The 12,282-nt window shown below is 75.4% G+C and carries 9 protein-coding genes; 4 read left to right on the plus strand and 5 right to left on the minus strand.

The genetic code is table 11. The features are described from left to right. Nucleotides 1–171: 171 nt before the first annotated feature. Nucleotides 172–606, minus strand: coding sequence for a MarR family winged helix-turn-helix transcriptional regulator (locus ACWGB8_RS06635; RefSeq protein ID WP_452210907.1), 435 nt, complete (start codon nucleotides 604–606; stop codon nucleotides 172–174). Nucleotides 607–757: 151 nt separating this feature from the next. Here ACWGB8_RS06635 and ACWGB8_RS06640 point away from each other — a divergent pair, with 151 nt between their 5' ends. Then, nucleotides 758–1,156 (plus strand): VOC family protein, encoded by a 399-nt coding sequence (locus ACWGB8_RS06640; protein ID WP_452210909.1) that lies wholly within the window; start codon nucleotides 758–760, stop codon nucleotides 1,154–1,156. Nucleotides 1,157–1,256: 100 nt separating this feature from the next. Here ACWGB8_RS06640 and ACWGB8_RS06645 read toward each other — a convergent pair whose 3' ends face one another. After that, nucleotides 1,257–2,177, minus strand: coding sequence for a DUF4231 domain-containing protein (locus ACWGB8_RS06645; protein ID WP_452210911.1), 921 nt, complete (start codon nucleotides 2,175–2,177; stop codon nucleotides 1,257–1,259). A gap of 120 nt (nucleotides 2,178–2,297) precedes the next feature. On the opposite strand from ACWGB8_RS06645, the gene ACWGB8_RS06650 reads away from it, so the two are divergent. Then, nucleotides 2,298–2,747: a VOC family protein gene (locus ACWGB8_RS06650; protein WP_452210913.1), complete on the plus strand. Its 450-nt coding sequence runs from the start codon at nucleotides 2,298–2,300 to the stop codon at nucleotides 2,745–2,747. Nucleotides 2,748–2,817: 70 nt separating this feature from the next. Here the strand turns inward: ACWGB8_RS06650 and ACWGB8_RS06655 are convergent, their stop codons facing one another. After that, nucleotides 2,818–4,275, minus strand: coding sequence for an NCS2 family permease (locus ACWGB8_RS06655; protein WP_452210915.1), 1,458 nt, complete (start codon nucleotides 4,273–4,275; stop codon nucleotides 2,818–2,820). A gap of 223 nt (nucleotides 4,276–4,498) precedes the next feature. Between ACWGB8_RS06655 and ACWGB8_RS06660 the strand changes: the two genes are divergently transcribed. Both ACWGB8_RS06660 and ACWGB8_RS06665 read left to right on the plus strand, forming a co-directional pair. Then, nucleotides 4,499–4,825: a DUF2530 domain-containing protein gene (locus ACWGB8_RS06660; RefSeq protein ID WP_452210917.1), complete on the plus strand. Its 327-nt coding sequence runs from the start codon at nucleotides 4,499–4,501 to the stop codon at nucleotides 4,823–4,825. 52 nt (nucleotides 4,826–4,877) lie between these two features. After that, nucleotides 4,878–7,481, plus strand: coding sequence for an HAD-IC family P-type ATPase (locus ACWGB8_RS06665; RefSeq protein WP_452210919.1), 2,604 nt, complete (start codon nucleotides 4,878–4,880; stop codon nucleotides 7,479–7,481). Here the strand turns inward: ACWGB8_RS06665 and ACWGB8_RS06670 are convergent. Beyond that, nucleotides 7,445–10,768: a sacsin N-terminal ATP-binding-like domain-containing protein gene (locus ACWGB8_RS06670; protein WP_452210921.1), complete on the minus strand. Its 3,324-nt coding sequence runs from the start codon at nucleotides 10,766–10,768 to the stop codon at nucleotides 7,445–7,447. The two genes, ACWGB8_RS06665 and ACWGB8_RS06670, sit on opposite strands and share 37 nt — an antisense overlap. 200 nt (nucleotides 10,769–10,968) lie before the next feature. Further along, nucleotides 10,969–11,850: a DUF3027 domain-containing protein gene (locus ACWGB8_RS06675; RefSeq protein WP_452211017.1), complete on the minus strand. Its 882-nt coding sequence runs from the start codon at nucleotides 11,848–11,850 to the stop codon at nucleotides 10,969–10,971. Between the last annotated feature and the right edge of the window lie 432 nt (nucleotides 11,851–12,282).

Consider the following 12,282-nt stretch of genomic DNA (forward strand, 5'->3'; position numbering starts at 1 on the left):
GGGGGGGGGGGTTTGGTGGTTGGGGCGGGGGGGGGCGGGGGGCGGGGGGGGGGTTTCGCTGGTGCCCCCCCGGCGGGGGGGGCGGGCCCGCGGGCGGGCCGTCGCGCTCCTGGTGTCGGTGCTGGGTCCTGCGGTGATGCAGTACTCCTTCGTGGTTCGTGCGTGCCGTGGTTACAGATGTGCGAGCTTGTAGAGGACGGGCGCGGCCTCCCTGAGGGTGGCCCACTCCTCCTCGCTGAGCCCCTGCGCCAGCTCCGCCAGCCAGGCGTTCCGGCGCTTCCGGCTCTCCGCGAGGATCTCCTCGGCCTGCTCGGTGCTGCTGACGACCACCTGGCGGCGGTCCTCCGGGTGCGGCTCGCGCCGGACCAGCCCCTTCTCCTCCAGCATGGCCACGATCCGGGTCATGGACGGCGGCTGGACGTGCTCGCGCCGGGCGAGCTCGCCGGGGGTGGCCCTGCCGCAGCGGGCGAGGGTGCCCAGCACCCCGATCTCGGTGGGGCTGAGCGACTCCTCGACCCGCTGGTGGCGCAGGCGTCGGGAGAGGCGCATGGCGGACGATCGCAGCTGACTGACCGCTGCGAGGTCCTGCTCGGACATCTCGGGCATGTCCTTAGACTACGTCATTACTTTCGCTAAGGAAAATCGTTAACCGAGGCCCCGGGCGCCCCGGCAACCCCTCCGACCCCGCGGACGCGCCGCGCGGGGCGTGCGGCGGGATGCTGGACATGATCCGACTCAGCAGAAGGGCCGACCAGAAATGTCCGACCTAGCCCCCGAGCCCAACGGCGCCGGCTTCGCCCGGCTCGCCATGGTCACCATCGACTGCGCCGACCCGGTCGCCCTGGCCGCCTTCTACGGTGAGCTGCTCGGCTGGGAGACGCGGCACGTCGACGAGCACTTCGCCATCCTCGACAACCCCGAGGGCGGCAGTCCGCTCGGCTTCGGCCGCGTCCAGGGCTACCACCCCGAGCCGTGGACCGAGCCGGACGGCAGCAAGCACTTCCACCTGGACTTCTACGTCGACGACCTCGACGAGGCCACCACCCGGGCGCTCGCCCTGGGCGCCACCGAGCCGCAGTACCAGCACGGCCGCATGCTCAAGGTGCTGATCGACCCGGCCGGCCACCCGTTCGGGCTAGCGCCGCTGGATGCCTGACCCGGTCCCGCCCCCGCGGACCCGGCCGCCGTCCCCGCGCGCCGAGCCCGCCCGGCCGCCGTCCGGGAGGGCCCGGACGGCCGCGGGGCGGGCCGTCCGGTCAGCGCGGGAACGCCCGCCGCGCCCAGGTGGTGTGCTCGCGGGAGACCGCATCCTCGGCCTCGGCGGCGAGCCGCGCCCAGCGCGCCTCGGCGTCCGGCGCCTTCGCATCGAGGTCGGTGAGCTGGTTCCCGACGTTCTCCAGCTCCCGGGCCGCCAGCTGGTACGCGGTGGCGAGCGGGCGCAGCTGCTTGAGCTGGGTCCAGGCGATGATCGAGGCCGCCGCGGCCGAGCTGGCGCCGAAGACGTGGACCTCCAGCGCGCCCGCCGCCTGGGCGACCGCGGCCGCCCCGCCGACGATGATCAGCGCGGCGATCCCGAGGCCCCACGAGACGGCCTGCGAGTCGCAGGCGTCCGCCCTGGCGCGGTACCAGGTGCGCTGCCCCTCGACCCGGGTGCGCAGGTAGAGCGTGCGGCGGGAGGTCAGGCTGCCGGCCCGCACCCGGCGCATCTCCGGGGTGATCTCCGGTTCGGTGCCGGGCGGCACGATCTCCGGGTCCTCGAAGGCCCGCAGGACGTCGGCGACCTGGAGCAGGTAGCCGCGGTCGACCTCCTCCGACTCGGCCTCCCCGTCGAACGGCCGGGCCCGCACGGTGTACTTCCAGGCCAGCGTCTTCACCGACTCGGCCGCCGCCCGCGCCTCGTACCAGCGCCCCTGCGGGTTGCTGCCGCGCAGCCGCCACCAGAAGTAGCCGGCGACCAGGAAGGCCGCGACCGAGAACAGCGGGGTGACGTCGGCGTCCCCCTTCTGGTCCGGCCCCGGCAGCGTGCCGATCGCGGCGGCGAGCACCAGCATGGCGATCAGCCCCCGGTACCAGCGTAGGGTGCGCCGCTGGCCGTCGAGCGAGGCCTTGTCGGCCGTCCAGAAGAGCTCCGGGAGCAGCTTCGCCTCGTCTCCCCCTGGCGGATCCAGTTGCACCATCGACCGAGCCCCCTCCTCGTCTCCCGTCAGAGGAGTATGCCCATCGCCCAACTGGCCTACACGACCCGGAGGTTGCGTGGCTGATTGCCCATCATCTCCGTAACCGCTATAAAGGGTTACATGCCCCTGCACTGGAAGCTCGTCATCGACTGCACCGACCCGATCGCCCAGACCGCCTTCTGGGCCGCCGCCCTCGGCTACACCGTCGAGGACCACAGCGAGCTGATCGGCCGCCTGCGCGCCGCGGACCAGGTGCCCGCCGACGCCGTCACCGAGGTCGACGGGCACGCCGCCTGGCGCACCCTGGCCGCCGTCCGCCACCCCGACGACCCGTACGAGCGGGCCACCGGGATCGGGCTCGGCCGCCGACTGCTCTTCCAGGCCGTCCCCGAGCCCAAGCAGGGCAAGAACCGGCTCCACATGGACCTGCACACCGAGCCCGGCACCCGGGACGCCGAGGCCGAGCGGCTGCGCGAACTCGGCGCCACCGTCCTGCGCCACGTCCAGGAGCCCGGCACCGACCACCTGGTGATGGCCGACCCCGAGGGCAACGAGTTCTGCGTGCAGTGAACCGCCCCCGGCAAGCCGAACGGCCCCGCGCTCCGGTCGGAGCGCGGGGCCGCAGGGGCACCGAAGGGCGTCAGCCGAGGCCGAGGGCCGGCATCAGGTAGTAGAAGGCGAACACCGCGGACACCGCGTACAGCGCCGGCGGCACCTCGCGGCCCCGGCCGACGGCCAGGCGCAGGATGCAGAAGGTGATGAAGCCGAAGCCGATGCCGTTGGTGATGGAGTAGGTGAACGGCATCATCACGATCGTGAGGAAGGCCGGGATCGCGATGGTGTAGTCCGTCCAGTCGATGTCGCGCACCGAGTTGGCCAGGATCAGGAAGCCGACCGCGACCAGGGCCGGGGTGGCCGCCTGGGCGGGCACCATGCCCGCCAGCGGGGTGAGCAGCAGCGCGACCAGGAAGAGCGCGCCGGTGACCAGCGAGGCGAAGCCCGTCCGGGCGCCCTCGCCGACGCCCGCGGTGGACTCGACGTAGCAGGTGTTGGCGGAGCAGGAGGTGGCGCCGCCCGCGGCGGTGGCGATGCCGTCGACCATGAGGACCTTGTTGATGCCCGGCAGGTCGCCCTTGGCGTCCAGCAGCTTCGCCTCGTCGGCGACGCCCAGGATGGTGCCCATCGCGTCGAAGAAGCAGGACATCAGCACGGTGAAGACGAACAGGCAGCCGGTGAGGACGCCGACCTTCCCGAAGCCGCCGAACAGGCTGACCTCGCCGACCAGGCCGAAGTCGGGCAGGTCGACCGGGCGGTCCGGCCAGGCGGGGACGGTCAGGCCCCAGGCCTGCGCGGGCAGGTCGGCGAGCTGCTGGATCAGCAGCGCGAGTCCGGTCATCGCGACGATGCTGAGCAGGATGGCGCCCGGCACCTTGCGGACGATGAGCACCAGGGTCAGCACCAGGCCGAGCACGAAGACCAGCACCGGCCAGGTCTGCAGGTGGCCGTTGGCGCCGAGCTGCAGCGGGACGGTGGTGTGCGCGGCGTCCGGGATGCGGCTGACGAAGCCGGCGTCGACCAGGCCGACCAGGGTGATGAAGAGGCCGATCCCGATCGCGATGGCCTTGCGCAGGCCGAGCGGTACCGCGCTCATGACCCGTTCGCGCAGGCCGGTGGCGACCAGCAGCATGATCGCGATGCCGGCCAGCACCACCATGCCCATGGCGTCGGCCCAGGTCATCCGGGGGGCGAGCTGGAGGGCCACGATGGTGTTGACGCCCAGGCCCGCGGCCAGGCCGATCGGGACGTTGCCGATCACGCCCATCAGCAGGGTGGTGAGGCCCGCGGTGAGGGCGGTGGCGGTGGCCAGCTGGGCGGAGTCGAGCTTGGCGCCGGTCATGTCGACGGCGTTGCTCAGGATGATCGGGTTGAGCACCAGGATGTACGCCATGGTGAAGAAGGTGGCGACACCGCCGCGGACCTCGCGCGCGAAGGTGGAGCCCCGCTCGCTGATCCGGAAGAAGCGGTCCAGTCCGCCGGCGGGGGGTGGCGGGGTCCGGGAGGGCTCGGGCGACTCGACGGTCGGCTGGGCCGTAGGCATGCGTGCGTCCTCTGGTGGGGGCTGAGGAGGGGTGGCGCCCGGAGCGGCGGCGGGCCGGGCGGGGCCCGGCGGCACGGAAGCCATGGGCATGGCACGGCCAACCGGAATCATCAGTATGAATTCCCGGATCGTGCACGCGCTATCTTCGCGCGTAGACACCCCGCCACGGCGAGCGGCGGGCCGGACGGCGGGCCCGGCGGACCCGAGCCGTACGCTTGGCCCCATGCCGAAGAGCCCGCTGCACCCCTCGCCCCCTCCCCTGGAGGCCAACGACGTCGCCATCGTCGGCGGCGGCACGGTGCTGTGGTTCGTGGCCTTCCTGGTGCTGCTGCCCTTCCGCGGCAGCCTCGACGACCACGGGTACGGCAACTGGCCGTGGATCTGCCTGGCCGGCGCCGGACTCGGCCTGATCGGCCTCTGGTACTGCCGCGCCCGCCGCGACGCGATCAACCGCAGCCGGGCCGCCGCGGAGCCCGCGCCGGGGCCCGGTGGAGCGGGCGGCAACGGGCCGGACGGCGCCGGCCAGGACCCCGCCACCCGGTCGGACTGAATCCCCCCACAGCGGGACGCACCGGACAGGGGCCGCCCTTAGAGTCGGTGCCATGACGCACCCCGCGGAAGAGACGTCCGGTGAGCACCACCACGACGGCGCCCACCCGCTCGGGCTGCTGCCCGGACGGCGCGGCGGACTCACCGCCGCCGAGGTGGCGGAGCGGGTCGCCCGCGGCGACGTCAACGACGTCCCGGTGCGCTCCAGCCGCTCCGCCTCGGAGATCGTCCGGGCCAACGTCTTCACCCGGTTCAACGCGATCATCGGCGTGATGTTCGGCATCATCCTGGTCGTCGGCCCGATCCAGGACGGCCTGTTCGGCCTGGTCATCGTCGCCAACACGGCGATCGGCATCGTCCAGGAGCTGCGCGCCAAGAAGACCCTCGACGGCCTCGCGCTGATCGGCGAGGCCAGACCGCAGGTCCGCCGGGACGGCACCGTGCAGCAGGTCCCGACCGGGCGGATCGTGCTGGACGACACCGTGCTGCTCGGCATCGGCGACAAGGTGGTCGTCGACGGCGAGGTCACCGAGGCGGACGGCCTGGAGATCGACGAGTCGCTGCTCACCGGCGAACCCGACCCCGTCCTCAAGCAGCCCGGCGACCAGGTGATGTCGGGCAGCTTCGTGGTCGCCGGGGCGGGCGCCTTCACCGCCACCAAGGTCGGCCGGGCCGCCTACGCCGCCCAGCTCGCCGAGGAGGCCAGCCGGTTCACCCTGGTCCGCTCGGAGCTGCGCAGCGGCATCGACAGCATCCTGCGCTTCATCACCTGGCTGCTGGTGCCCACCGCGATCGGCCTGATCATCAGCCAGCTCGCGGTGGAGGGCCGGGACTGGCAGGAGGCGGTGCGCCGGATGGTGGCGGGCATCGTGCCGATGGTGCCCGAGGGCCTGGTGCTGCTGACCTCGGTCGCCTTCGCGATCGGGGTGATCCGGCTGGGCCGCAAGAAGTGCCTGGTGCAGGAGCTGCCCGCGATCGAGGGCCTGGCCCGGGTGGACACCGTCTGCCTGGACAAGACCGGCACCCTCACCGAGGGCGGCATGGACGTGGTCGACCTGCGCCCGATCGCGCCCGCCGCCGACCGGCCCGAGGAGGACGGCCCGGAGAGCACCGACGGGCACCTGCGCCCCGGCGCGCCGCTCGCCCGGCACCTGCTCTCCGACCCTGCCGTCCTGCAGCAGGCGCTCGGGGTGATGGCCGGCGCCGACGCCCGCCCCAACCCCTCCATGCAGGCCGTCATCGACGCGTACGGCAGCGGCGACGGCGCGGGCAGCGGCTGGCGGGTGATCGAGGCGGTGCCGTTCTCCTCGGCCCGCAAGTGGAGCGGGGTGCAGTTGCTGGAGCCGCAGGGCAGCGAGGCGAGCTGGCTGCTCGGCGCCCCCGACGTGCTGCTGCCGGACGGCCACCCGGCGCTGGCCGAGGTGGACGAGCTCGGCGCCCGGGGCCTGCGGGTGCTGCTGCTCGGGCGCACGCCCGTCCCGCTGGACTCGCCCGACCCGGCCGCCGGGCTGCAGCCGCTCGCCCTGGTGGTGCTGGAGCAGCGGCTGCGCCACGACGCGGCCGAGACCCTGCGCTACTTCGCCGGCCAGGACGTCGAGGCCAAGGTGATCTCCGGCGACGCGGCGGTCTCGGTCGGCGCGGTCGCCGCCCACCTGGGCCTGCCCGGCGCCGACCACCCGGTGGACGCCCGCACGCTGCCCGCCGAGCGCGAGCCGCTGGCCGACCTCGCCGAGCGGACCTCGGTGTTCGGGCGGGTCACCCCGCAGCAGAAGCGGGACCTGGTCGGCGCTCTGCAGTCGCGCGGGCACACCCTGGCGATGACCGGCGACGGCGTCAACGACGTGCTGGCGCTGAAGGACGCCGACATCGGGGTGGCGATGGGCTCGGGCAGCGACGCGACCCGGGCGGTCGCCCAGATCGTGCTGCTGAACAACAGCTTCGCGGTGCTGCCGTCGGTGGTCGCCGAGGGCCGCCGGGTGATCGGCAACATCGAGCGGGTGGCCGGGCTGTTCCTGGTGAAGACCGTGTACTCGGTGCTGCTCGCCCTGCTGGTCGTGTTCTCGCACTCGCCGTACCCGTTCCTGCCCCGGCACTCCACGGTGCTCTCCACCCTCACCATCGGCGTACCGGCCTTCTTCCTCGCCCTGGCGCCCAACAACGAGCGGGCCCGCCCCGGCTTCGTGAAGCGCGTACTGCGGCTGGCGATCCCCGGCGGCATCATCGCCGGCACGGCGACCTTCACCGCGTACGCGCTGGCCCGGGCCAACCACGCCACCGACCTCAAGGCCGACACCAGCGTCGCCACCCTGACGCTGTTCCTGGTGGCGATCTGGGTGCTGGCGATCGTGGCGCGCCCCTACTCCTGGTGGCGGCTGCTGCTGATCGGCACGATGGCCGGGGCGTTCGCGCTGGTGCTGGTGGTGCCCTGGCTCTCGGACTTCTTCCAGCTCTCGCTGGCCGGCACCCGCGGCCCCTGGATCGGCGTGGCGATCGCCGTGGTCGCCGGCGTCCTGCTGGAGATCACCTGGCGCGTGGTGCGCCGCCGGGCGGACGACGACGACCGGGCGCGGCCCGGGCACGGCCCCACCGCCGACGCCGGCGGTGGGACCCCCCGGGGCGCTCAGCCCTCGAAGTCGCGGGCGGCGGAGAGCTCGTAGGCGCGGTCCGGCTCGGTGAGCGCCGCCAGCACCTCGAAGCGCCGGTGCCACTGGCCGACCGACCAGGCGAGGCCGGCCGCGAGCCCCTCCGGGGTGGCGGCGTGCAGCAGGCCGGGCACCGCGGGCAGCTCGAACTCGTCGTCCTCGTCGGCCTCCTCGGCCGCACCGGGGTCGTACGGGGCCTCCGGGGTCTGCGCGCCGGTGTCCCAGCGCCAGTCCACGGCGGCCTCGTTGCCGTCCGGCCCGACCACGAGCAGTTCCTCGTGCTCCTCGTAGGCGACCGGGCAGCCGGGCAGCAGCTCGCGCACCACCGCGGGCACCCGGTGCAGGGCGCCCTCGGAGAGCACCCGGCCGCCGGCCACCTCGCTGGCGAGCGAGACGTGCAGCCGCTCGGCCAGCTCCGCGGCGAGCGCCGGGGCGACCGGCAGCAGCGGGTACGGGTGCAGCAGCTGGACCAGGTCGGGGGCGTCGGCGACGACCGCCTCGGTGGCGTCCACGATCACCGTGTGCGCGGGGCGGCGGCCGGTCTCCGGGTCGAGCGGGGGCAGCGCCCGCACCACGTCCAGCGCTTCGATCCGCTCGGCCGGGACGCCCGCCAGTGCGGTGTGGATGCCGTGCAGCTGGCGGTGGCCCACCTCGGAGGCCGGGTCGGTGAGGCGGTCCAGCACCTCGTCCGGGCCGTGCGGCTCGGACAGCAGCGCGGCCAGCGTGGTGCGCACCCCCAGCGCGTGCAGGAACTGCTCGTCCAGGGCGGTGCGGGCCTCGTCGTAGAGGCCGCGCAGCAGCGGGTCGGCCCCCGCGGCGCGCAGTCCGGCCGGCTCGCGGCCGTCCAGCACCGGGTGGTCGCGCAGCCACCAGGCGGTGTACGGCGGCAGGTCGGCGTAGGAGCCGTCCGGCAGCAGGGTGCGCACCGGGTTGACCACGGCCTCGCGGTACGGCGGGCGGGCCAGCGCGGCGAGCGCCTGCGGCCAGGCGTCGTCGTCGACCAGGTCGAGGTCGCGCACCGCGAGCAGCTCGGCGGCGACCGGCGGCACCCCGACCGCGTCCGCGTCGTCCGCGTGCAGGGCCTCCAGGGCGTCCTCGGCCCAGTCGGCGAGGCCGTCCGGCGCCTCGTCGATCAGTCCGGTCGGCCGGCCGCCGGCCGCGCGGTCGGCGGGGGCGGTGGGGTCGAGCCGCTCCAGGTCGTCCGGGTCGAGCACCACGTCCTCGGCACGGACCAGCACGAAGTCGGCCAGCACGCCGACCGCGGTGAGCACCTCCGGGCCCCAGCGCTCCAGCAGCTCGTCGTCGACCCAGCCGGCGTCGTCCTCGCGGGCCAGCGCGGCCAGCGGACTGCCGGGCAGGATCAGCTCCCCCGCCCGGGCCGGCTCGCCCTCGTCGTCGAGCAGCGCGAGCCTGGCCAGCCAGGGGTGCTCCCCGACGGCCGGGGCGGCGGCCCCGACCAGGGCCAGCACCGCGTCGGCGAGGTCGGCGGCGGTGTCGAGGTCGTCCTCGGCGACCTCGTAGGAGCGGGCGACGGCGGCCCGCACCTCGGGGGTGTCCAGCACCCCGGTCGGCGTGGCGGTGCCGGCGCCGAGCTTGGCCAGCAGCGGGTGGGCCGCCTCCGGGTGGGCGAGCCGCAGGTCGAGCAGCGCGAGCGCGTCGGCCAGCGCCTCGGGGTAGCCGGGGAAGCCGGCCCAGTCGGCGTCCTCCGAGGGCAGCAGCACCCGGCGCGGCCCGGTCACCGTACGGCCGTCGGCGAGCGGGACGGGCAGCGCGCCGAGCGCCTCCGGGTCGGCCGCCCCGAGCGCCGCGTACAGATTGCGCCACCAGGCCGGCTCGCGGTCGAGGCCGCCGAGCTGGTCGACCACCTCGGCGAGCGGCACCCGGCGCACGTTCAGCACCCGCAGTTCGCTGCGGCGCTCCAGACCGGCCGGCAGCAGGCCGGGGAAGATCGGCGCGAGCGCCTCGACCACCGAGCGGTCGGCGCCCTCCAGCAGCGTGGCGTCCCGGGGCCGCAGCGCGGGCGTGCCCTCCTCGACGGGCGCCGGGTGCGGCAGGAACGGCGTGCCGGGCAGTCGGCCGAGGATCGCGGCGCGCAGCGCGTTGTCCAGGGCGCCCCCGCCGAGCGGCGCCGGGACGAGCCCGAGCGAGCCCAGGTCGCCGCCGCGGGCGCGCAGCAGCTCGGCGTAGGCGTCGGCGGCCCGCTCGGTGAGGAAGTCGGCGAGCGGGCCGGGGGCGACGTGCCGGCGGGTGGAGTCCAGCGGGTACGAGGCGATCAGCAGCGCGGGCACGCCGAGCGGCTCGTCGCTGGGGGTGGGGGCGTGCAGCACCGGGGCGACGGCGGGCTCCTGCGGGCTGCCGTCGGCGTGCACCGGGACGGCCCAGGTCACCGTCCAGTACGGGCGGGCGCGTTCCTCGGTGGGGCGGTCGGCGAGCAGCACGGCGTCCAGCGCCCCGGAGGCGCCGACGGTCTGCCAGACGGTGCGCCGCGGCTGCCCGTCCGCGTCGTCGGTGACGGTGACGACGGTGACGCCGTCCGGCCGGGGCTCCTCGGCGCTGCGGGTGAGGGTGCGCACCCCCTCCGGGGTCTCCACCACCACCTCGGCGAGGCCGGGCAGGGTGAGCAGCAGCGCGTCGTCGACGCCCGCCAGCAGCCGGCGGGTGAGGTCCTCCGCGGCGGCGTCGCGCAGCGGCAGCACCACCACGGTGTCGTAGCCGTCCGGCGCCGGGCCCTCGGCCGCGAACGGCAGCCGCAGCAGCGGGAGGTGGCCGTCCCGGCGGCGCAGCTCCTCGGCCAGCTCCGGGTGGCCGAGCTGCTGCGCGCGCTCCTCGGCGAGGGCGCGGGCCTCGGCGAGCGACCAGCGCACGCCCCCGGCCGCACCGAGCACGGCCGGTTCGTCGGTGACGGCGAGGACGGCCGCGAAGCCGACGCCGAACCGGCCGACGGTGGGCTGCTCGTCGGCGCGCTTGGAGGAGGCGCGCAGGGTGGACAGCGACTCGACGGCCGCGGCGTCCAGCGGCGCACCGGTGTTGGCCGCGGCCAGGACGCCGTCGGCCAGCGTCAGCCGCAGCCGGCCGGGGCCGCGACCGGCCCGGGCGGCGGCGTCGGCGGCGTTCTGCGCCAGCTCGACCACCAGCCGGTCGCGGTAGCCGCCGAGGGCGAGCTCCTCCTCGGCGTTGGCGTCCTCGCGGAAGCGGGCCGGGGAGGCCGCCCAGGCGTCGAGCACCCGGCGCCGCAGTCCGGCGCTGTCGAAGGGGTCCGCGAGGTGCTCGTCCGTGCCGCTGCCGATGATCCGGGGTTCCACTGGAACTGCCGCCTTCCGCCGCCCTGTCGTCCGCTACGAGGGGCATTCTCCCTTGCCGCGCAGGCTGCTTCGGACACGGGGGCGACGCGCCGGGCCCCGGCCGCCGGGCCGCCCCGGGCGCCGCGGGGGACGCCGGGGGCCGGTCGCCGGGAACGCCGAGGGCCCGCCGCGGACGGTGCGGCGGGCCCTCGGGCGGCGGGTCAGGAGTGGCCGAGCTCCTCGGCGGGGGCATCCGGCTCGACGGAGCCGGAGGAGCGGTCCGGGTGCAGCTGCAGCGGCTCGACCACCAGCTCGTCCAGGATCAGCTCGGACGGCGCCGGCGGGGCCGGGATGACGGCCGCCTCGGAGTGCCCGCCGCAGCCGTACGCGAAGGAGACGATCTGGCCGTCGGCCGGGCCGAACTCATTGCCGCACACACCGAACGCCTGGCCGAGCGAGCCGCCGATCGGGACCAGGAACCCGCAGCTGATGCAGGACGCGGGCGCGGCCTGCGCCATCGGGGTCTGCGGGCCGTGCGACTTCTCCCAGCGGTCCGCGGCCAAATGCAGGCCGAGCCGGGAGAGCACCCGGGAGCGGCCCATGCCGAGCTCCTCGGCGACCGCGCCGATCTGGGCGCGGGCCGGGGCCGGCTGGATGTGCGGGTCGGTGACCACGACGTCCTCCTGCGCGGCCAGGGCCACCGCGGAGTTCGGCGCGGGCTCGTCCTCGCCGCTCCAGCCGGGCTCCAGGCGCAGGTCGTCGGCGTCGGTGGGCAGCAGGTCGCCGGGGCCCATGTCGCCGGGGCGCAGCCGCTCGCTCCACGGCACCCACTGCGGCGCGAGGACGGCGTCGGGGCCGGGCAGCAGCACGACCTCGTCCAGCGTGACGTTCTTGGCGCGGGCGGCCCGGGCGACGGTGACGGCCCAGTGCCAGCCGCGGTAGGCCGCGTCCAGGCACTCGAAGGTGTGGGTGACGACGCGGTCGGCCTCCGCCTGGGCGCCGAGGTGGGCGCCGACGGTCTCCGGTCCGACTGCCTCCACCGCGGCCTGGCGGGCGAGTTCGACGGCCTCGGCACAGAGCCGATCGGGGGTACGGCTTCGCATCGCAGCACTCACGGCGTCGATTCTCTCCCAGTTCTTCTGTTGCCCACGGCGTGTTGCCTGTCCGTCGCGGCGCGGTGTCCCTTGACCATTCTGCGCGACCCGGGGCCGCTGCGGGTACCGGCCGCGCCGCTCTCCCGGTCCGGTGACGGCCGGGTCGGCGGCTGAGCGGAGCCCGTCCGGATCCGGTGGGGACGTACCCCGGGACAACGGGCGACCGTGGGCAGGCTACCCGTCGGTCGGCCGTCGGACACAGTCCGGGGGCGGCGGATCGTCGTCGCGCGGCCCCCCGGGCACTCCGGCCGCGACCGCGCCGAGCAGAGCGGAATCCCGCGTCGCACTCCGGTTTCTGGGGCAGGATGGGCAGTGTGGCGGACGAAGAACCGTCGCACGCACGGCACGCCTCGCAGGCCGGCAGCCCCGACGAGGCGGGCG

The organism is Kitasatospora sp. NPDC054939 (assembly GCF_053610105.1).

Bases quoted from the DNA above. Each gene is read 5' to 3' on its own strand.
- ACWGB8_RS06645 (WP_452210911.1), bottom strand. From the start codon at position 2,177: ATGGTGCAACTGGATCCGCCAGGGGGAGACGAGGCGAAGCTGCTCCCG.
- ACWGB8_RS06675 (WP_452211017.1), bottom strand. From the start codon at position 11,850: ATGCGAAGCCGTACCCCCGATCGGCTCTGTGCCGAGGCCGTCGAACTC.
- ACWGB8_RS06650 (WP_452210913.1), top strand. From the start codon at position 2,298: ATGCCCCTGCACTGGAAGCTCGTCATCGACTGCACCGACCCGATCGCC.
- ACWGB8_RS06665 (WP_452210919.1), top strand. From the start codon at position 4,878: ATGACGCACCCCGCGGAAGAGACGTCCGGTGAGCACCACCACGACGGC.
- ACWGB8_RS06640 (WP_452210909.1), top strand. From the start codon at position 758: ATGTCCGACCTAGCCCCCGAGCCCAACGGCGCCGGCTTCGCCCGGCTC.
- ACWGB8_RS06655 (WP_452210915.1), bottom strand. From the start codon at position 4,275: ATGCCTACGGCCCAGCCGACCGTCGAGTCGCCCGAGCCCTCCCGGACC.
- ACWGB8_RS06660 (WP_452210917.1), top strand. From the start codon at position 4,499: ATGCCGAAGAGCCCGCTGCACCCCTCGCCCCCTCCCCTGGAGGCCAAC.
- ACWGB8_RS06635 (WP_452210907.1), bottom strand. From the start codon at position 606: ATGCCCGAGATGTCCGAGCAGGACCTCGCAGCGGTCAGTCAGCTGCGA.